Raw genomic sequence first — 20137 nt, 5'->3', positions numbered from 1 at the left:
CACAGTCCGGTTTCGCCATGAAGGGGGCACTCCCGTGCCGGAGCCGCGCCGCGACGCGCCCCGGGAGGGTCCCACCGACCTCCGGCTGGTCCCGCCCGCCCTCGCGGCGTGGGGCGCGGCCGCCTTCGGGCTCACCGCGCCGCCTCCCTGGCCCGCCGGAGCAGCCCTGAGCTGCGCCCTGGCAGGCTTCCTGCTCCTGGCGGCCCTCCTGATGCCGACCGCGCGCCGGGCGCCAGGTCCGGGCACGCGCAACGGGGTCGCGGTCGCGGCCGTGCTCCTCTGCACCGCGGCGGGCGCCGGAGTGGGCGGGCTGCGAGGAGCGGACCTGCACCGTGGGCCGGTACCGGCGGCCGCACGTCAGAACGACCGCGTCAGCACGGAGCTGACCATCACCTCAGATCCCCGCAAGACCCGACCTCATGTGCGCGGTGACCGGATGACGAAGGAGACGATCATGTTGGAGGCCGAAGTGACCCGCGTGACGACACGAGACGGATCTGCCGTCGCCACGGGAGCACCGGTCCTGGTGATCGCCAGACCGGGTGCGGCAGCAGCCGAGTGGCTGCGGCTGCTGCCGTCGACGCGGCTGCGGGTGTCCGCCCGAGCCACGCTGCCCTTCGACGGCGACAGGTTCGCCGCGGTACTGAGGGTGCAGGGTGGCGGACCGCCCCGGATCACGGGGCCGCCGACCGCCGTGCAGAAGACGGCAGGGACGCTGCGGGCGGGTCTGCGCACGGCGGCTGAAGGGCTCGAACCGGACGCTCGTGCCCTTCTTCCCGGGCTGGTCGTCGGAGACACCTCCCGCATCGGGTCCGAGTTGTACGAGGCCTTCAGGGCAACGGACCTCACGCACCTCCTGGCGGTGTCCGGAAGCAACCTCGGCTACGTCCTGTTCCTGCTCATCGGACCGCCCGGCAGCGCACTCCGGGCCGAGCGCGGTGGTCTGGCGCCACGGCTCGGGCTGTCGCTGCGAGCCACGGCACTGGTCGGCGGAGCGTTGACGATCGCCTTCGTCGTGGTGTGTCGACCGGATCCGAGCGTGCTGCGTGCGGCTGCATGCGGTGCGATCACCCTGCTCGCCGTCGGGACGGGCCGGCGCAGATCCCTGATCCCCGCGCTGGCTGCTGCTGTGCTGCTCCTCGTGCTCTACGACCCGTGGCTGGCCCTGACCTACGGCTTCCTGCTGTCCGTGCTGGCCACCGGGGCTCTGCTCACCATCGCTCCGCGCTGGAGCGCCGGACTGCAGCGGCGCGGTGTGCCGGGACGGCTCGCGGAGGCCCTTGCCGCCGCGGGTGCGGCGCAGGCGGTGTGCGGGCCCGTGGTGGCGGTGTTCGCCGCCCAGGTCAGTGTGGTCGCCATCCCCTGCAACGTGCTTGCCGAGGTGGCTGTCGCGCCCGCCACCGTGCTGGGTTTCGCCGCGCTCGCGATGGCGCCGGTGGCGATACCGGTCGCCGAGGCGCTGGCCCACTGTGCGGGGTGGCCGGTCGGCTGGATTGCCGGCGTCGCCCGCACCGGTGCGCATCTGCCCGGGGCTCGGATCGCCTGGCCGGGCGGCTGGTGGGGCGGCCTGCTGCTTGCTGCCGGCACGGCGCTCGCTGTCCTCGTCGCGCGCAGAATGGTGCGCCGACCCTGGCCGGCCGCTGGCTGTGCCCTGCTGCTCCTGCTCGCGGTGTTGCGGCCACCACCGTTGACGAGGATTGCCACCGGCTGGCCGCCACCGGGCTGGGCATTCGCGATGTGCGATGTGGGACAGGGCGATGCCGCGGTACTCGCGGTCGGTTCCGGCACGGCCGTCGTCGTGGACGCGGGGCCGGATCCGGAGCCCACGGACCGGTGTCTTCGAGACCTGGGCGTCAGCAGGATCCCGCTGCTGCTCCTGACGCACTTTCACGCAGACCATGTCGCGGGTCTGCCCGGTGCGCTGCGAGGTAGGAGCGTCGGAGCGATCCAGACCACGACCTTCGAAGAGCCTCGGGAGCAGGCGGAGTTCGTCCATCGTGCTGCGGCGGCTGCCGGAGTGCAGGTGGTGCGCGCCGGGCCGGGGGAGCGGCGCCGCGTGGGGCCGCTCAGCTGGCAGGTGCTGTGGCCGGACCCACGCGCGATACCGGACCCGGGCGCCGTCCCCGAGGGGCCGAACGACGCCAGCGTCACGTTGTTCGTGCGCACCGAGGGCGGGCTGACGCTGCTGCTCCTGGGCGATCTCGAACCTCCGGCGCAGCAGCAGCTGCTACGGGCGCATCCCCAGCTGCCGCGGGTGGACGTGCTCAAGGTCGCCCACCACGGCTCGGCGTACCAGCACCCCGGTTTGCTGGCTCTGGCAGGGCCGAGGCTCGCTTTGATCTCCTGCGGGGCCGACAACCCGTACGGGCATCCGGCACCCCGTACCGTCGCTGCTCTGCGGGCCGGGGGAGCTCTCGTTCTGCGTACTGACCGGGACGGGGCGATCGCGGTGACCGGGGAGGGTGCACAACTGCGAGCTGTGGCACGGGAGGCTCACAGGGCAGAAGACCCATGAGCGTTGGCCGTCGTTCTCTCCCGTCCCCTGCCGCGGTGCAGCAGGAACCTGCCGGGCTGCTGCTCGTCCTCCCGTGCACGACGTCTTGACCGCGGGAAGCGGGCCATACCTGGGAGGAGGGAGCAGCGGGACATCCGGGATACATCGGAGCGGGGGCCGGGAAGTGTTCGCTGCAAAGGCATCGCCCGCGTCCGTAGCGAGATCCGGTGTCTCCGTGGCCTCGGCCCCGCGTGCACGACGTCGGTGACCGGGCCGACGGAGTGGCTGCGACCTCGCCTGGGGGTGCGTTGGGAGGGACCGGGTGTAGGCACGCTGCCACGAGGTGGGTGTTTCCGTCGCCCCACGGGAACCTCGGGGGTACGAGCCGGGGAGCCTCGTCCGCCGACGTGGTCACCCCGGCCTCCCCGTCCGTCGCCAACGGGTGAGGCCGTCGTGTCCGCGTTGCGCCCGGCTCCGACGCCGTTCCGGGAAGTCTCCATGCCGAACGCCACGCGGTACAGGGGGAGCCGAACGTCGGACTATGGGCGTATCCGCATCCGACGGGTGGCCTATGACGAAGGGCGCGTGGTGCGGTCGTCCGGCTCGGGACAGACTGCTCCCATGACCACCGCACCCCGGGCACCGTCGCAGCAGACCGTCGATGCGTACCTGCGCCGCATCGGGGCCGACCGCCCCGACCGGCCGGATGCCGCCGCCCTGCGCCGGCTTCAGTTGCGGCACTTGCTCTCCGTGCCGTTCGAGAACCTCTCGATCCACCTCGGCGAGGACATCGTCCTGGACGACGAGCCGATTCTCGGCAAGGTCGTCGGGGCTCGTCGCGGGGGCTTCTGCTACGAACTCAACGGAGCGTTCGCCGCGTTGCTCAGGGGGTTGGGCTTCGGTGTCACCCTGCTCCAGGCACGGGTCTTCGGGAAGGACGGACGGCTCGGCATCCCCTACGACCACCTCACGTTGCGCGTGGAGACGGCCGACGATACCGGCCCTTGGCTCGCCGACGTCGGGTTCGGCAACCACAGCCACTACCCCCTGGCCCTGTGCGACCGCGGCGACCAGAGGGATCCGGCGGGCGTCTTCCGGATCGAGGAGACACCCGAGGGGGACCTGGACGTGACGAGGGACGGCGCGCCGCAGTTCCGTGTCGACCAGCGTCCCCGTGCGCTCGCGGACTTCGAGGCCGGCGCCTGGTACCACCGGACGTCGCCCGCCTCGGGTTTCACCCGGTCGCTGATCTGCTCCCGACTCACCGACGACGGCCGGATCACGCTGAGCGGGCGCAGGCTCGTCCGCACCGTGGAGGGCGAGCGGAAGGAAGAGGAGCTCGGCGCCGACGCGGACGTGCTGGCCGCGTACCGGGAGCACTTCGGCCTGGAGCTGGAGCAGGTGCCGGAGGCCCGTCAGCCGAAGCCTTGAGGCGCGGCACAATGTGGCGGTGAGCGACATGAGACATGTGTTGGTGCTTCCCGACCGCGACGCCGCCGAGGAGGTCATCGAGGCCATCGGTGATCACTTCGGTGTGGACGACGAGCCCCAACTGGTGAGGGACGCCCTCCACGGTGAGGACGACGCTGAGGACGCCCAGTGGCTGGTGGTCGTCGAGGACCCGGAGGGCCGGCTGGACGCAGCCGAGTTGGACGAGTTCGTCGCCGACTGGGACGGCTGGCGGGAGGCGCCGTAGCCCGTCCGTCGGGCGGCCCCGCCGACCCGGATGAGCCCGGTTGCCGGGCCCGGCAACCGGTGACTCCGCTCCGCAGGCTCCGACCTCGCCGTGCACTTCGGCGGTTCCGGGCCCCGCGGGGAGAGCCGGGTGCCTCGGGGACGACTCCGATGTCCGCGGCCCGTGCGATGCTGGACCGCGATGGCCACCAGGAAGAACACGAACGACGATCCCCTCGCCCCCGTCACGCTCGCCGTGGGCCAGGAGGACCTGCTCCTCGACCGTGCCGTGCGACAGGTGATCACTGCCGCCCGTGCCGTCGACGCCGACACGGACGTGCGCGACCTCACGTCCGACCAGCTCCAGCCGGGCACGCTCGCCGAGCTGACCAGCCCGTCGCTCTTCGCCGAGCGCAAGGTCGTCGTCGTACGGAATGCCCAGGACCTGTCCGCCGACACGATCAAGGACGTCAAGGCCTACCTCGGGGCCCCCGTCGAGGAGATCACTCTGGTGTTGCTCCACGCGGGCGGTGCGAGGGGGAAGGGCCTGCTGGACGCAGCGCGCAAGGCCGGTGCCCGTGAGGTGGCGTGCCCGAAGACGACCAAGCCGGCGGAGCGGCTGACGTTCGTGCGGTCCGAGTTCCGTGCGGTCGGGCGTTCCGCGACCCCCGAGGCGTGCCAGGCGCTCGTCGACGCCATCGGAAGCGATCTGCGGGAGTTGGCGAGTGCCGTGTCCCAGCTCGTCGCGGACGTCGAGGGCACGATCGACGAGGCCGTCGTGGGCCGCTATTACACGGGGCGGGCCGAGGCGTCCAGTTTCACCGTCGCTGACCGAGCCGTGGAGGGCCGGGCCGCCGAGGCCCTGGAGGCCTTGCGCTGGTCGCTCTCGACCGGCGTTGCCCCCGTGCTGATCACCAGCGCCCTGGCGCAGGGGGTGCGGGCGATCGGCAAGCTCTCGTCGGCCCGTGGAGGACGCCCTGCCGATCTCGCGCGCGAACTCGGCATGCCCCCGTGGAAGATCGACCGCGTCCGTCAGCAGATGCGGGGGTGGACGCCGGACGGCGTGGCTCTCGCCATGCGCGCGGTTGCCGAGGCCGATGCGGGGGTCAAGGGCGGCGGGGACGACCCGGAGTACGCCTTGGAGAAGGCGGTCGTGACGGTGGCGCGAGCAGCCCGCCTGCGTCGCTGACCGGGGGCGTCGGGTCTCGGGCCTCGGCGGGCCGGATGTGTTCGGACGTGTTCATGAGCAGGCCGACGTCGGTGGTCCCGGTCCGCTACGGGGCTGCGGGAGTGGCCGGCGCGGTGGATTGGCGAAGGCCTCCGTGCAAGAGAGCGATGGACGACTCTCTTGCACGGAGGCCTTCGCGTCACACCGTAGTGCGCGACCGATCGTCTTCGGAAGGCCGCTGCACATCGAAAATGTGTCCCGCAGGTGAGGCCCCCCATGTGTCCCGCAGGTGAGGCGCCTCGAACAGCCGAAGGCCCCGCACCCGCCCTGGGGAAGGGAGGGAGGCGGGGCCTTCGACGTCAGCCGTGAAGCCTTGGATTCGCACCCGCGTGGCGAACGCAGGCCGCGTGCGAATCCGGGGTGCCGGTCAGGAGCGGTTGAGAGGGCCCGCTTGGTCCGTTCCGGCGATCAAGTCGTCCGGCAGGTCACCCGGTCCGGGCGCCGGCCGGTTCCGGGGTCTCCCCCGGGGGAACTACGGCTCAGCCCTAGAGGGAAGCAACCTTGGACGCCAGCGCCGACTTCTTGTTGGCGGCGGCGTTCTTGTGGATGACACCCTTCGAGACGGCCTTGTCGAGCTTGCGGGCGGCCTCGCGAGCGGCCACGGTGGCCTTCTCGACGTCACCCGCAGCGGCAGCCTCACGGGCCTTGCGGATCGCGGTCTTGAGCGACGACTTGACGGCCTTGTTGCGCAGGCGCGCCTTCTCGTTCGTCTTGTTCCGCTTGATCTGGGACTTGATGTTCGCCACGAAAGAGCCTTTTCAGGTTCGATTGATCTTTGAGGGTGCGTCCCGACTCTCCCTGACCCTGCGGGTGTGGGAGGTACCCCCGGAGGGGCATGCGAGACACAGCTGCCCAGATTACCAGCCGCCGTTCGACCGGCCCAAACCGCCCGCAGCCCCGCGGCCATGGGAGCATGGAGGCTGCGTATCGATCCGACATCGACCCGAGACGAGCGCTCGGCGCTCAAGAATCAGGACCCTGCGTGCCCGCGATCCCCAGCCATGTGCCCGAGCCGAGCCGTACCGACCCGGCGCTGATCCGCAATTTCTGCATCATCGCGCACATCGACCACGGCAAGTCGACACTCGCCGACCGGATGCTCCAGCTGACCGGCGTGGTCGAGCAGCGGCAGATGCGCGCTCAGTACCTCGACCGTATGGACATCGAGCGTGAGCGCGGCATCACGATCAAGTCCCAGGCGGTTCGTCTCCCCTGGGCGCCCACCACGGGTGACGGTCAGGGCACGACCCACATCCTCAACATGATCGACACCCCGGGCCACGTGGACTTCACCTATGAGGTGTCGCGTTCGCTCGCCGCCTGTGAGGGCACGATCCTGCTGGTGGACGCTGCGCAGGGCATCGAGGCGCAGACCCTCGCCAACCTCTACCTGGCGATGGAGAACGACCTCACGATCGTCCCGGTGCTCAACAAGATCGACCTCCCTGCCGCGCAGCCCGAGAAGTTCTCCGAGGAGTTGGCGAACCTCATCGGCTGCGACCCGTCGGACGTGCTGAAGGTGTCGGCCAAGACCGGCGTCGGCGTGGACGTCCTGCTCGACCGGGTGGTGCAGGACGTGCCCGCTCCGGTCGGCGTCGCGGACGCACCCGCCCGCGCGATGATCTTCGACTCCGTCTACGACTCCTACCGCGGCGTGGTCACGTATGTGCGTGTCGTCGACGGCCAGCTCAGCAAGCGCGAGCGGATCAGGATGATGTCCACCGGCGCGACGCACGAGCTCCTGGAGATCGGCACCAACTCGCCGGAGATGCTCGCTGCCGACGGGCTCGGAGTCGGCGAGGTCGGCTACCTCATCACCGGTGTGAAGGACGTCCGCCAGTCGAAGGTGGGTGACACGATCACCCAGCAGCACAAGGGGGCGACCGAGCCGCTCGGCGGCTACAAGGACCCCAAGCCCATGGTGTTCTCCGGGCTCTACCCGCTGGACGGCTCGGACTACCCCGAGTTGCGCGACGCCCTCGACAAGCTGCAGCTCAACGACGCCGCGCTGGTCTACGAGCCGGAGACCTCCGCCGCCCTCGGTTTCGGTTTCCGCGTCGGCTTCCTCGGCCTGCTCCATCTCGACGTGATCCGCGAGCGGCTCGAGCGCGAGTTCGGCCTGGACCTGATCGCGACGGCGCCGAACGTGGTCTACCGGGTGGTGATGGAGGACGGCGGCGAGCACACCGTCACCAACCCGAGCGAGTTCCCCGAGGGGAAGATCAGCGAGGTCTACGAGCCGGTCGTCCGCGCCACGATCCTCGCCCCCAGCGAGTTCATCGGCTCGATCATGGAGCTCTGCCAGAACCGCCGCGGCGTGATGCTCGGCATGGACTACCTTTCCGAAGACCGGGTCGAGATCCGCTACACCCTGCCGCTCGCGGAGATCGTCTTCGACTTCTTCGACCAGTTGAAGTCCAAGACCCGTGGCTACGCCTCGCTCGATTACGAGCCCACCGGTGAGCAGGGCGCCCAGCTGGTGAAGGTCGACATCCTGCTGCACGGCGACAAGGTCGACGCGTTCTCCGCGATCACCCACAAGGACCAGGCGTACGCGTACGGCGTGCGCCTCGTCGCGAAGCTCAAGGAGCTCATCCCGCGGCAGGCCTTCGAGGTGCCCGTGCAGGCGGCGATCGGATCCCGGGTCATCGCTCGAGAGACCATCCGCGCGATCCGCAAGGACGTCCTCGCCAAGTGCTACGGCGGCGACATCTCCCGCAAGCGGAAGCTGCTGGAGAAGCAGAAGGAAGGCAAGAAGCGGATGAAGATGGTGGGTTCCGTGGAGGTTCCGCAGGAAGCCTTCATCGCGGTGCTGTCCAGCGACGACTCCGCCGGCGGGAAGGCGAAGAAGTAGCCGGGAGGCAGGAAGCGGAACCAAAACGAACGACTGGGAGCGCGGTGGCGGAGGACGTCGGGGCGTCGAAGCCCGACATGAGCGGCGTGGCGCCGGCGCGTCTGTAGCGCAGAAGTACCAACCGCCTCTCGTCGGCTGTTCTGCCCCACGGGCCCCCGCGTCGCTGCGCGGGGGCCTCTTCGTTATCAAGCGGCAGCCCGCAGGCTCTTACGTGGCGCAGCCCCGCGCTCTACCCTGATCACGGCTCGATGGTTACTGGCGAGTTAAACAAATGTGACCAGTCAGGCAAAACAGCCCGTCATGCAGCAACGCCGCAGCAGCAGGCCCGGAGGATGTCGTGAGCGACACACAGACCGAGATCGAGAACCGTCCGCCCTCCGTGGCGAATCTCTTCGTCCAGCGCGTGGCGGCCACCCCCGACCTGGAGGCCTACCGCTATCCGGTCCCGTCCGGCTCGGGGCAGGGGCCCGACGAGTGGAGGTCGCTGAGCTGGGCAGAGGCCGCGGATCGGGTCTACGCCATCGCGGCGGGGCTCATCGAACTCGGCATCCAGGCGGAGGAGAGGGTCGCCCTCGCCTCCGCCACCCGCGTCGAGTGGATCCTCGCGGATCTCGGCATTCTCTGCGCAGGTGCGGCCACCACGACCGTGTACCCGCAGACCAATGCCGAGGAGTCCGCCTACATCCTCGCCGACTCCGATAGTCGCGTGCTGGTTGCCGAGGATGCCGATCAGCTGGCCAAGGCCCGCGAGAAGCGCGCCGAGCTGCCGAACCTCAAACACGTCGTGGTGATCGACGCCGCTGCCGCCCAGCCCGCCGAGGGCGACCCCGACGGCTGGGTGCTCTCCCTCGCCGACCTGGAGGCGCGTGGTGCGGAGTACCTCGCCAAGAACCCGAGCGCCGTGAAGGAGCGGGTCGAGGCGATCACCTCCGAGCAGCTGGCCACCCTCATCTACACGTCCGGCACCACGGGCCGCCCCAAGGGCGTACGGCTGCCGCACGACAACTGGTCGTACATGGCGAAGGCGATCTCGGGGACGGACCTGCTCACCACGGAGGACGTGCAGTACCTCTGGCTGCCGCTCGCACACGTCTTCGGCAAGGTGTTGACCTCAGGTCAGATCGAAGTCGGGCACGTGACCGCGGTCGACGGCCGTGTGGACAAGATCATCGAAAACCTTCCGGTGGTCCAGCCCACCTACATGGCCGCCGTGCCCCGCATCTTCGAGAAGGTCTACAACGGCGTGGCGGCCAGGGCGCGCGAGGGCGGCGCCGCCAAGTACAAGATCTTCCAGTGGGCCGCGGGCGTCGCGCGCGAGTACGCCAAGGAGACGCAGGACAACTTCCGTCGCACCGGCACGGCATCGGCGTCCTTCGGGCTCGGCCTCAAGCACAAGGTCGCCGACGTGCTCGTCTACTCCAAGCTACGGGAGGCGTTCGGCGGCAAGCTGCGCGCCGCGGTCTCCGGCTCGGCCGCGCTCTCGCCCGAGATCGGCTTCTTCTTCTCCGGCGCCGGCATCCACATCCTCGAGGGCTACGGTCTCACCGAGTCCAGCGCCGCGTCGTTCGTCAACCCGGCCGAGGCGTACCGCACGGGGACCGTCGGCAAGCCGCTTTCCGGCACCGAGGTGCGCATCGCGGACGACGGCGAGATCCTGCTGCGTGGGCCCGGCATCATGCAGGGCTACCACGGCCTGCCGGAGAAGACCGCGGAGGTCCTCGAGGACGACGGCTGGTTCCACACCGGTGACATCGGCGAGCTCTCAGCGGACGGGTATCTGAAGATCACCGACCGCAAGAAGGACCTGATCAAGACGTCGGGCGGCAAGTACATCGCGCCGGCCGAGGTCGAAGGGCAGTTCAAGGCGGTGTGCCCGTTCGTCTCCAACGTCCTGGTGCACGGCGCGGACCGCAACTTCTGCACCGCGCTCATCGCCCTCGACGAGCCCGCCATCCTCGGTTGGGCGAAGGAGAACGGCCTGGACGGCAAGACCTACGCCGAGGTGGTCGCCGCCCCGCAGACCGTGCAGCTCATCGACGGCTACGTGAAGCGCGTGAACGAGACGCTGCAGCGCTGGCAGACGATCAAGAAGTTCCGTCTGCTGCCCCGCGACCTCGATGTCGAGCACGGTGAGCTGACGCCCAGCCTGAAGCTGAAGCGCCCCGTCGTGGAGCGCGAGTACAAGGAGCTCATCGAGGACATGTACGCGGGGACGCGCGAGGCGTAGCCCCTCGAGGCGTACTGCCGGCGAAGTCCCGAACCGCCGCGGGCACGACGGAGCCGATCCGTCGTGCCCGCGGCGCCGGGCGGGGGCCTCGCCGTGCCCCCGGGGCGCCGGCGGTGGGGGTGCCGGGGGACGTGCCCCGCGGGCCCGGCAAGCACGTGGCCGAGGTGGGTCGGCCACGGTTCGGATACCCCTGACGTCAGCCTCGCGCCGCAACATTCCCTCATCCGGTGCCGTTCCTCACGGTCCGGTCCGGTAACCCGCTGCATAGGGGCAGGCTCGGTCTGTCACTCTGTCGGTTGTCGTCATTCGTTCCACGGGGCAACGCCAGAACCGGACGGGAGCTGCAGTGTGGGGTCCGTTCCGATGCAGCAGGAAGCCACGCACCGCCCGGTGCACCTGCACACACCGCGCGGCGACGCACGCCCCGCCGCCCGCACCAGTCTGCCCGGCAACCCGCTCGCCGCGTGTGCCGCGCGCCGGTTCGTCCGCGCGGCGCTCGCCGACTGGACGCGGCTGGGACTGGTCGCGACCCACGGTACGGACCTGCTCGCCGAGAACGCCGTCCTCGTCGTCAGCGAGCTCGTCACCAACGCCGTGGTGCACGCGGGCACCAACGTCGAGGTGGTCACCCGGCTCGACGCGGCCGTCGACGACGATCCCGCGGCCCTCGTGGTCGAGGTCGCCGACCACCATCCGACCCGTGCGGTGCGCAGCGACGGCTCCGAGCCGCCCGCGGTCCCGGGCGAGCCGGAGTACGGTCGCGGACTGCAGCTCGTGGCCGCCCTCGCCGCATCATGGGGGATCACCTACCGTCCGGGGCTCAAGACGGTCTGGGCCCGCCTCGCGCTCGACGGCTGCGACACCGCGGCGGCGTCCACGGCTGCGGCTGCGTCCGGAGAGAGCGCTCTGCAGCGCGGCCTCCGGGCGGCCGAGATCCTCGCCCCGCCGTCCCGCAGGCCGGTGCGCGACGACCGCGAGTGGGGCGGTCGCGCCGCCCTGTCGTTCCTCGCCGAGGCCTCCGACCTGCTCGCCGGGCAGCTCGACGAGGACTTGGTGGCGGCCCTCGCCGGTCAGTTACTGGTGCCGCGGTTCGCGGACTGGTGCGGGATCTGGCTGGACGGGGACCCGGGCCAGCCGGGTTCCGGACCGAGACTCGCCAGGGTCTGGCACGCCGACGAGTCGGCCATCGAGGAGCTGTGCGCGGCCCTGGCCAAGGAACCGCCGCTGCTGGCCGAAGGGGTCCGCGGGGCGGCGGTCGCCGTCCCCGTCGTGTGGCCGGAATCCGGGGAAGGGAGCGCCGTCGCGTTCCGGCTGACGGCAGGAGCCCGGTCGCTCGGCACGTTGCTCCTCGGTCGTGAGGGGATCCAGGGCGTCCCCGATGCGGTGACCTCCCTGATCGAGGACTTCGCGCGCCGCGTGGGCCTCGCTATCGGGGCCGCCCGCCAGTATGCGCGGCAGGCCACCATCAGCAGGGTGTTGCAGCGCGGACTGCTGCCCGCCCAGGTCGCTCGGATCCCCGGCGTCGACAGCTCGCTCGTCTACGAGCCGAGCGACGAGGGGCTCGCCGGCGGCGACTTCTACGACATCTTCCCGGCGGGCAACGGAGGCCGCTGGTGCTTCATGCTGGGCGACGTCCAGGGCAGCGGTCCGGAGGCCGCCGTCGTCACGGGCCTCGCCCGGCCGTGGCTGCGCCTGCTCGCCCGCGAGGGCTACCAGGTCGGTGCGGTCCTCGACCGGCTCAACGGGCTGCTCCTCGACGACGCCATGGAAGCGGCCGAAGCAGCCGCCCTCATGGTCGCGGCCTCCGGCACGGGTACCCACGAGGGGCCGCAGTCACGTTTCCTGTCGCTGCTGTACGGGGAGCTCACCCCACTGTCGGGCGGCGGCGTCCGCTGCACGCTGGCCTGCGCCGGCCACCCCCTGCCCCTGCTGCTCCGCCCTGACGGTTCCGTACGTCCCGCGGCGTCGTCCCAGCTGCTCCTCGGTGTCGTGGAGGACGTCGCGTACGAGAGCCAGACCTTCGCCCTGGAGCCGGGCGACACCCTGCTCTGCGTCACCGACGGTGTCACGGAGCGGCGCTCCGGGCGGCGGATGTTCGACGACGCCGACGGTCTCGCCCGGGCGCTCGCCGACTGCACGGGACTGACCGCGCAGGGCGTTGCCGACCGCATACGGCAGGCCGTCCACACCTTCGCGGAGACCCCGCCCGACGACGACCTGGCGCTGCTGGTGCTCCAGGCACGGTGACACCGCCATCCTGCAGTCACGGCGTTCCCCGCCGGCCGTCACCCGTCCGCCGTGGTCCGACGGGTGGCGGACAATGGTCCGTATGCCTTCCGTACTGCCTGATGGTGAGCCCGTTCCCGAGGACGGGGCGCTGCCCCCGCACGCCCTCGAGGGCACGGGCGACCGGCCCCTCGGGTTCTACCTGCACGTCCCCTACTGCGCCACGCGCTGCGGCTACTGCGACTTCAACACGTACACGGCGTCCGAGCTGCGTGGCAGTGGAGGGGTACTGGCCTCGCGGGACAACTACGCGGAGACGCTGAGGGAGGAGGTCCGGCTCGCCCGCAAGGTCCTCGGGGACGACCCGCGCCACGTCAGGACCGTGTTCGTCGGCGGCGGCACGCCGACGCTGTTGGCCGCCGCCGACCTCGTCACGATGCTGGCCGCGATCCGCGAGGAGTTCGGACTCGCGGACGACGCCGAGGTCACGACGGAGGCGAACCCCGAGTCGGTGGACGCCGCGTACCTGGCGGAGCTGCGGGAAGGCGGGTTCAACCGGATCTCGTTCGGCATGCAGAGCGCCCGGCAGCACGTGCTGCGCGTGTTGGACCGCACCCACACCCCCGGCCGGCCCGAGGCGTGCGTGGCCGAGGCACGGGCCGCGGGGTTCGAGCATGTGAACCTCGACCTGATCTACGGCACTCCGGGGGAGAGCGACGACGACTGGCGGGCCTCGCTGGAGGCGGCCATCACTGCCGGTCCGGACCATGTGTCGGCCTACGCGCTGATCGTCGAGGAGGGCACCCAGCTGGCGCGCCGGATCAGGCACGGCGAGGTACCCATGACCGATGACGACGTGCACGCCGACCGTTACCTGATCGCGGAGGACGTGCTGTCCGCGGCCGGGTTCTCCTGGTACGAGGTGTCGAACTGGGCGACCTCCGAGGCCGCTCGCTGCCTGCACAACGAGTTGTACTGGCGCGGTTCGGACTGGTGGGGCGCCGGTCCTGGCGCGCACAGCCACGTGGGGGGCGTGCGCTGGTGGAACGTGAAGCACCCCGGGGCGTACGCGGCTGCCCTTGCCGGAGGCCGCTCACCGGGTGCCGGACGGGAAGTCCTCACCGACGAGGACCGCCGGGTCGAGCGGGTGCTGCTGGAACTGCGGCTGCGTGACGGATGCCCGCTCGTCCTGCTCAGGGCCGAGGGGCTTGCCGCGTCCCGCCGGGCCCTGGCGGACGGGCTCCTCGCCCCGGAGCCGTACGGGGCCGGACGGGCGGTGCTGACCCTGCGCGGACGCCTGCTGGCGGACGCGGTGGTCCGGGACCTGGTGGACTGAGGAGCGGGGCACACGGCACGGGCGGCGTCCCCGCGAGCCCGCCCGCCGCGTGCCTCGGCCGGGCGCCGCCGGGAATCTCCCCCCTTCAGGGGGAGAGGATGTCAAGCCGTCACGAAATCGATCAGCTCCTCGACCCTGCCCAGGAGTGCGGGCTCGAGGTCCTTGTAGGACGTCACCCGGGACAGGATGTGCTGCCAGGCCGCGCCGGTGTTCGGGGGCCAGCCGAGCTCCCGGCAGACACCCGCCTTCCAGTCCTGTCCGTGCGGGACGCGCGGCCACCCGGCGATCCCGAGGGACGAGGGCTTCACCGCCTCCCAGACGTCGATGTACGGATGGCCGACGACCAGTACGTGCGGATCGGTGACGGAGGCCGCGATGCGGGATTCCTTGGAGCCCGGGACCAGGTGGTCGACGAGGACGCCGAGGCGGGCGTCCGCCGCGGGCGAGAAGTCCGCCACGACGGACGGCAGGTCGTCGATGCCTTCCAGGTATTCGACGACCACGCCCTCGACGCGCAGGTCGTCACCCCAGACCTTTTCCACCAGCTCCGCGTCGTGGCGACCCTCCACGTAGATGCGGCCGGCGCGGGCCACCCGGGCCCGGGCTCCCGGCACTGCGACCGAACCCGAGGCCGTGCGGGTAGGACGCCCCGGGGACGCCGCGGGCCGGACCAGGGTGACGGCTCTGCCCTCGAGCAGGAAGCCGCGCGGTGCCAGGGGGAACACCCGCTGCTTGCCGAAGCGGTCCTCCAACGTCACCGTCCCGGCCTCGCAGCGGATCACCGCTCCGCAGAAGCCCGTGGCGACCTCCTCGACCACGAGGTCGGGCTCGGCCGGCACCTCGGGTGCCGGGGTTTGCTTCTTCCACGGAGGGGTGAGGTCGGGGCTGTAGCTGCGCATGGGCTCTTTCTTCTGGGTGGCCGGATGTTCTTGGCTGCGGGAGGCGGGCCGTGCCGTCCCGGCGGTGGGACGGGACACGGGCGGGGCTGCGCGTGCGCCAGACGCTATGACACCCCGAACCGCCGTGCCAGCTCGTCGCGTTGGGCACGGACGAAGCCGGCACCGACCGCGGCTCCGTGGCCCGGCACGTACACCGCGTCCTCGCCGCCGAGCTCCAGCAGCCGGTCCAGCGCGGCGGGCCAGCGGGAGGGAACGGCGTCGGTGCCGGCCTGCGGTTCGCCGGACTCTTCGACCAGATCGCCGCAGAAGACGACCTCCGGAGTGCCCGGCACCAGTACGGCCAGGTCGTGGCCGCTGTGGCCGGGGCCCACGTTCGCCAGCAGGACCTGGCGGCCGCCGAGGTCGAGGGTCCACTCCCCGGACACCAGGTGCTGCGGGGCCACCAGGACGTCCGTGGCCTGCGTGGCTTCGTCGGGTGTCATCCCGTGGCGCACCGCGTCGGCGCGCAGCGACTCTCGTTCGCGCATCAGGAGGTCGTCGACGCCGACCGCGCCGTACACCCGGACCGCGGCGAACGCCGCGGTGCCGAGCACGTGGTCGAAGTGGGGATGGCTGAGCGCGATATGCGTCACACGGCGGCCCCCGAGCAGCGCCTCGGCCTGGGAGCGGAGTGCGGCGCCTTCACGGAGGGTGGAGCCCGTGTCGTAGAGCAGGGCGGCCCCCTCGCCGACGACCAGGCCCGCGGTGGCGTCCCAGACCGGGAGGCGGCGTCGGCCGACGCCGTCGGCGAGGCCCTCCCACCCGAAGTCTTCCCAACTCACGTCCATACGGCGACGCTATCCCGGGGCGACCTGGGGCGTCCCGTCGTTCCGCGGGAAGGTAGCGTGTCCGTCCGCCCTTGCTCGGGGCGTACCCACCCGCCGTACACTGGGCCGGGGAAGCTGGCACTCAAACGGAGCGAGTGCCAGTCAAGGACCGGGAAGCCGTCGACGGACCACAGCTGGAGGTGTGCGCGATGCTCAGCGAACGCAGACTCGAGGTGCTGCGCGCCATCGTCCAGGACTACGTCGGGACGGAGGAGCCCGTCGGCTCCAAGGCCCTCACCGAGCGGCACAGGCTCGGTGTCTCGCCGGCCACCGTGCGTAACGACATGGCGGTGCTGGAGGAGGACGGCTACATCGCCCAGCCCCACACGAGTGCCGGCCGGATCCCCACCGACAAGGGCTACCGCCTGTTCGTCGACAAGCTGGCGGGGGTCAAGCCGTTGTCGTCGCCGGAGCGCCGCGCCATCCAGAACTTCCTGGACGGTGCGGTCGACCTCGACGACGTCGTGGCACGGACGGTGCGGCTGCTCGCGCAGCTGACCCGGCAGGTCGCCGTCGTCCAGTACCCGTCACTGACCCGTTCGACCGTGCGGCACGTGGAGCTGCTGGCGCTGGCGCCCGCGCGGCTGATGTTGGTGCTGATCACGGACACCGGACGGGTGGAGCAGCGGCACGTCGACTGCCCGGCTCCGTTCTCCGACATGTCGCTCGCAGATCTGCGGGCCCGGCTCAACAGCCGGGTCGTCGGGCGGCGTTTCACCGATGTGCCGCAGCTGGTGCAGGACCTCCCCGACTCCTTCGAGTTGGAGGACCGCGCGACCGTCTCCACCGTCCTCGCGACCTTGCTCGAAACGCTCGTCGAGGAGACCGAGGAACGGCTGATGATCGGCGGCACGGCCAATCTGACGCGCTTCGCGCACGACTTCCCGCTCACCATCAGGCCCGTTCTGGAGGCCCTTGAGGAGCAGGTCGTGCTGCTGAAGCTGCTCGGCGAGGCCAAGGACTCGAGCATGACCGTACGGATCGGGCACGAGAACGCCCACGAGGGCCTCACGGCCACGTCCGTCGTCGCGGTCGGCTACGGTTCGGGCGACGAAGCAGTCGCCAAACTCGGCGTGGTCGGACCGACCCGCATGGACTACCCCGGAACGATGGGAGCGGTACGCGCAGTGGCACGTTACGTCGGACAGATCCTGGCGGAGTCGTAAGTGGCCACGGACTACTACGCCGTGCTCGGCGTGCGCCGCGACGCATCACAGGACGAGATCAAGAAGGCCTTCCGGAGGCTCGCGCGGGAGCTCCATCCCGACGTGAACCCGGATCCGAAGACGCAAGAGCGCTTCAAGGAGATCAACGCCGCCTACGAGGTCCTGTCGGACCCGCAGAAGAAGCAGGTCTACGACCTCGGCGGTGACCCGCTGTCGGGTGCCGGCGGAGGCGGTGCGGGCGGTTTCGGTGCGGGCGGCTTCGGTAACTTCTCGGACATCATGGACGCGTTCTTCGGCACGGCGTCCCAGCGTGGGCCCAGGTCCCGGACGCGCCGCGGCCAGGACGCCATGATCCGGCTGGAGGTCGAGCTCAAGGAGGCGGCCTTCGGCACCACCAAGGACATCCAGGTCGACACCGCGGTGGTGTGCACGACCTGCTCGGGCGAGGGCGCCGCGCCGGGCACCTCGGCTCAGACGTGTGACATGTGCCGCGGGCGCGGTGAGGTGTCCCAGGTGACCCGGTCCTTCCTGGGCCAGGTCATGACCTCGCGGCCGTGCCCGCAGTGCCAGGGCTTCGGCACGGTCGTCCCGACCCCGTGTCCCGAGTGCGCGGGGGACGGACGGGTCCGGTCGCGCCGGACGCTCACGGTCAAGATCCCCGCCGGTGTCGACAACGGCACCCGGATCCAGCTCGCGGGCGAGGGCGAGGTCGGCCCCGGCGGTGGTCCCGCCGGTGACCTCTACGTCGAGATCCACGAGCTGCCGCACCCGATGTTCCAGCGGCGCGGCGATGATCTGCACTGCACGGTGACGATCCCGATGACGGCGGGCGCGCTCGGCACGAAGGTGCCGCTGGAGACGCTCGACGGCATGGAGGAGGTCGACATCCGGCCGGGCACCCAGTCGGGTCAGTCGATCCCGCTGCACGGCCGCGGCGTGACGCACCTGCGCGGCGGCGGGCGAGGTGATCTGATCGTGCACGTCGAGGTGCAGACGCCGGCCAAGCTGGATCCGGAGCAGGAGCGGCTGCTGCGGGAGCTGGCGAAGCTGCGCGGTGAGGAGCGGCCGATGGGTCAGTTCCAGCCGGGGCAGCAGGGGCTGTTCTCCCGTTTGAAGGACGCGTTCAACGGACGCTGAGGCGTGCGCCTCACCTGGCGGGCCCCGGCGACGGCGCGGGGCCCGCGGGTACCCGTACCACCGCGGAGGGCGGGATTCGGCCGGGGCGCGGGGACGTGGCACCATGCGGGCATGTCCTCCGCGCTGACCGATCTCTGTCGTCACCCGATCGTGCAGGCCCCCATGGCGGGCGGCGCTTCCCGTCCGGAGCTCGCCGCCGCCGTGTGCGAGGCCGGCGGCCTCGGATTCCTGGCCGCCGGGTACAAGACGGCGGACGGCATGTACCACGAGATCAAGAAGCTGCGGGTGCTGACCTCGGGCGCCTTCGGGGTGAACCTCTTCCTGCCGCAGGCGCCGCACGCCGACCCCGCCGCGGTGGAGGTGTACCGCCAGCAGCTCGCCGGTGAGGCTACCTGGTACGACACCCCGCTCGGCGATCCCGAGGCCGGACGGGACGACGGGTACGAGGCGAAGTTGGCGATCCTGTGCGACGATCCCGTGCCCGTGGTGTCGTTCACCTTCGGCTGCCCCACCCGGGAGGCCGTCGACCGCCTCAAGCGGGTCGGGACGCTCACGCTGGTGACGGTCACGACGCCCGAGGAGGCGCTCGCCGCGCAGCACGTGGGCGCGGACGCCGTCTGTGTCCAGGGCGTCGAGGCGGGCGGACACCAGGGCAGTCACCGCGACGATCCCGCCGCCGACGGCGGTGGCATCGGCCTGTTGTCCCTGATCACGCTGGTCAGGGAGGCCGTACGGCTGCCGGTCGTCGCGGCCGGGGGACTCATGCGCGGCGACCAGATCGCCGCCGCACTGGCCGCAGGGGCCGACGCCGCGCAACTCGGCACCGCGTTCCTCGTCTGCCCTGAGTCCGGCGCGCACGCGCTGCACAAACGGGCCATGACCGATCCGCTCTTCGCCCGCACCGAACTCACCCGCGCCTTCTCGGGGCGCCCCGCCCGTGGCCTGGTCAACCGGTTCATGAGCGAGCACGGGCCGTACGCCCCCGCCGCGTACCCCGAGGTGCACCACCTCACCTCAGGCCTGCGCAAGGCCGCGGCCAAGGCGGGCGACCCCCAGGCCATGGCCCTCTGGGCCGGCCAGGGCCACACGTTGGCCCGCGCTCTCCCCGCCGGGCAGCTCGTCGAGGAGCTCGCCGCCGAACTCGGCGCCGCGAGTGCCGCCCTCGTCCTGCGGAGTGCCTCATGACCGCCCCCGTCTTCGTCGTCGACCGGATCGGCCACGGCACCGTCACCCTGGACGGGCCGGAAGGGCGGCACGCCGTCTCCGTGCGGCGGCTCCGCGTCGGTGAGGAGATCGTGCTGACCGACGGCGCGGGCCACGGCGCCTACGGCACCGTCGCGGCCGTCGAGGGGAAGGACCGTCTCGAGGTCAGGATCGTCGGGCTCCGCGAGGAACCGGAACCGGAGCCCCGTATCACCGTCGTCCAGGCCCTGCCCAAGGGCGACCGCGGCGAACTCGCCGTCGAGACCATGACGGAGACGGGCGTCGACGCGATCGTGCCGTGGGCCGCCGCCCGCTGCATCACCCAGTGGAAGGGCGACCGCGGCGCCAAGTCCCTGGCCAAGTGGCGGGCCACGGCGCGTGAGGCGGGGAAGCAGTCCCGTCGGCTGCGCTTCCCCGTGGTTGCGGAAGCCGCGACGACCCGGAAGGTCGCCGAGATGCTCGCCGGGGCGGCTTTCGCGGGCGTGCTCCACGAGGAGGGCGCAGAGCCGCTCGCCACCGCACCGCTCCCCCCGTCGGGCGACATCGTGCTCGTGGTCGGACCGGAAGGTGGTGTCTCCCCCGAGGAACTGGCGGCGTTCGCGCAGGCGGGGGCGAAGCCGTACCGGCTCGGCCGGAGCGTCCTGCGGACCTCCACGGCGGGGACGGCCGCGACTGCGTTGCTGTTGGGGCGCACCGGCCGCTGGTCGTGACCGGGCGCCCGCCGCGACCCTCCGTACGGTCGCCGCAACCGGCCGCTTGCGGCGACCCGGCCGGGCGTTCAGCGAGCCGTGCGCCGCGATCGGCTGCACGACCGGGGCCGGCAGGTG

At 71.4% G+C, this 20137-nt stretch carries 15 protein-coding genes; 12 read left to right on the top strand and 3 right to left on the bottom strand.

Annotated features, from left to right (window positions below; translation table 11 throughout):
* Nucleotides 1–34: 34 nt before the first annotated feature.
* The 4 genes from ACFXOM_RS19245 to holA all read left to right on the top strand — a co-directional run bounded on the left by ACFXOM_RS19245 (nucleotide 35) and on the right by holA (nucleotide 5357).
* Nucleotides 35–2515 carry a ComEC/Rec2 family competence protein gene (locus ACFXOM_RS19245; protein WP_385038566.1) on the top strand — a complete coding sequence of 827 codons (2481 nt, stop codon included), beginning with the start codon at nucleotides 35–37 and terminating at the stop codon, nucleotides 2513–2515.
* 600 nt (nucleotides 2516–3115) lie between these two features.
* Nucleotides 3116–3925: an arylamine N-acetyltransferase gene (locus ACFXOM_RS19240; protein WP_384932518.1), complete on the top strand. Its 810-nt coding sequence runs from the start codon at nucleotides 3116–3118 to the stop codon at nucleotides 3923–3925.
* 19 nt (nucleotides 3926–3944) lie between these two features.
* The gene (locus ACFXOM_RS19235; protein ID WP_384932515.1) at nucleotides 3945–4190 is read left to right on the top strand and encodes a hypothetical protein; all 246 of its coding nucleotides are present in this window, start codon (nucleotides 3945–3947) and stop codon (nucleotides 4188–4190) included.
* 180 nt (nucleotides 4191–4370) lie between these two features.
* Complete coding sequence (holA, locus tag ACFXOM_RS19230) at nucleotides 4371–5357, top strand: DNA polymerase III subunit delta (RefSeq protein ID WP_384932512.1); 987 nt, start codon at nucleotides 4371–4373, stop codon at nucleotides 5355–5357.
* A 524-nt stretch (nucleotides 5358–5881) separates the two neighbouring features.
* Here holA and rpsT read toward each other — a convergent pair.
* Nucleotides 5882–6142, bottom strand: a complete 261-nt coding sequence (gene rpsT, locus ACFXOM_RS19225) for a 30S ribosomal protein S20 (RefSeq protein WP_384932510.1) — start codon at nucleotides 6140–6142, stop codon at nucleotides 5882–5884.
* 236 nt (nucleotides 6143–6378) lie between these two features.
* On the opposite strand from rpsT, the gene lepA reads away from it, so the two are divergent.
* The 4 genes from lepA (at nucleotide 6379) to hemW (ending at nucleotide 14039) form a co-directional block, all read left to right on the top strand.
* The gene (lepA, locus tag ACFXOM_RS19220) at nucleotides 6379–8250 is read left to right on the top strand and encodes a translation elongation factor 4 (protein WP_384932507.1); all 1872 of its coding nucleotides are present in this window, start codon (nucleotides 6379–6381) and stop codon (nucleotides 8248–8250) included.
* A 337-nt stretch (nucleotides 8251–8587) separates the two neighbouring features.
* Complete coding sequence (locus ACFXOM_RS19215; protein WP_384932504.1) at nucleotides 8588–10477, top strand: AMP-dependent synthetase/ligase; 1890 nt, start codon at nucleotides 8588–8590, stop codon at nucleotides 10475–10477.
* A 363-nt stretch (nucleotides 10478–10840) separates the two neighbouring features.
* The gene (locus ACFXOM_RS19210; protein ID WP_384932501.1) at nucleotides 10841–12724 is read left to right on the top strand and encodes a SpoIIE family protein phosphatase; all 1884 of its coding nucleotides are present in this window, start codon (nucleotides 10841–10843) and stop codon (nucleotides 12722–12724) included.
* An 82-nt stretch (nucleotides 12725–12806) separates the two neighbouring features.
* Nucleotides 12807–14039 carry a radical SAM family heme chaperone HemW gene (gene hemW, locus ACFXOM_RS19205; RefSeq protein WP_384945321.1) on the top strand — a complete coding sequence of 411 codons (1233 nt, stop codon included), beginning with the start codon at nucleotides 12807–12809 and terminating at the stop codon, nucleotides 14037–14039.
* Nucleotides 14040–14140: 101 nt separating this feature from the next.
* On the opposite strand, the gene ACFXOM_RS19200 is transcribed toward hemW, so the two are convergent.
* Both ACFXOM_RS19200 and ACFXOM_RS19195 read right to left on the bottom strand, forming a co-directional pair.
* Entirely contained in the window at nucleotides 14141–14938 is a 798-nt protein-coding gene (locus ACFXOM_RS19200) for a DUF3097 domain-containing protein (RefSeq protein ID WP_384932495.1), read from the bottom strand.
* Nucleotides 14939–15042: 104 nt separating this feature from the next.
* A complete protein-coding gene (locus ACFXOM_RS19195) occupies nucleotides 15043–15765 on the bottom strand; it encodes an MBL fold metallo-hydrolase (RefSeq protein ID WP_384932492.1) in 723 nt (240 codons plus the stop codon).
* A gap of 188 nt (nucleotides 15766–15953) precedes the next feature.
* Between ACFXOM_RS19195 and hrcA the strand changes: the two genes are divergently transcribed.
* The 4 genes from hrcA (at nucleotide 15954) to ACFXOM_RS19175 (ending at nucleotide 20020) form a co-directional block, all read left to right on the top strand.
* Nucleotides 15954–16970, top strand: coding sequence for a heat-inducible transcriptional repressor HrcA (gene hrcA / locus ACFXOM_RS19190; RefSeq protein ID WP_384932633.1), 1017 nt, complete (start codon nucleotides 15954–15956; stop codon nucleotides 16968–16970).
* Nucleotides 16971–18107 carry a molecular chaperone DnaJ gene (gene dnaJ, locus ACFXOM_RS19185; protein WP_384932489.1) on the top strand — a complete coding sequence of 379 codons (1137 nt, stop codon included), beginning with the start codon at nucleotides 16971–16973 and terminating at the stop codon, nucleotides 18105–18107.
* A 111-nt stretch (nucleotides 18108–18218) separates the two neighbouring features.
* Nucleotides 18219–19292 (top strand): nitronate monooxygenase, encoded by a 1074-nt coding sequence (locus tag ACFXOM_RS19180; RefSeq protein WP_384932486.1) that lies wholly within the window; start codon nucleotides 18219–18221, stop codon nucleotides 19290–19292.
* Nucleotides 19289–20020 carry a 16S rRNA (uracil(1498)-N(3))-methyltransferase gene (locus ACFXOM_RS19175; protein WP_385038565.1) on the top strand — a complete coding sequence of 244 codons (732 nt, stop codon included), beginning with the start codon at nucleotides 19289–19291 and terminating at the stop codon, nucleotides 20018–20020. Before ACFXOM_RS19180 ends, ACFXOM_RS19175 begins: the two co-directional genes overlap by 4 nt.
* The last annotated feature ends 117 nt before the right edge of the window (nucleotides 20021–20137 follow it).

Source organism: Streptomyces sp. NPDC059169, from assembly GCF_042755225.1.
GTDB lineage: Bacteria > Actinomycetota > Actinomycetes > Streptomycetales > Streptomycetaceae > Streptomyces.
Note: the sequence above shows the minus strand (reverse complement) of the source record. Positions and strands in the feature narration are given on the sequence as shown.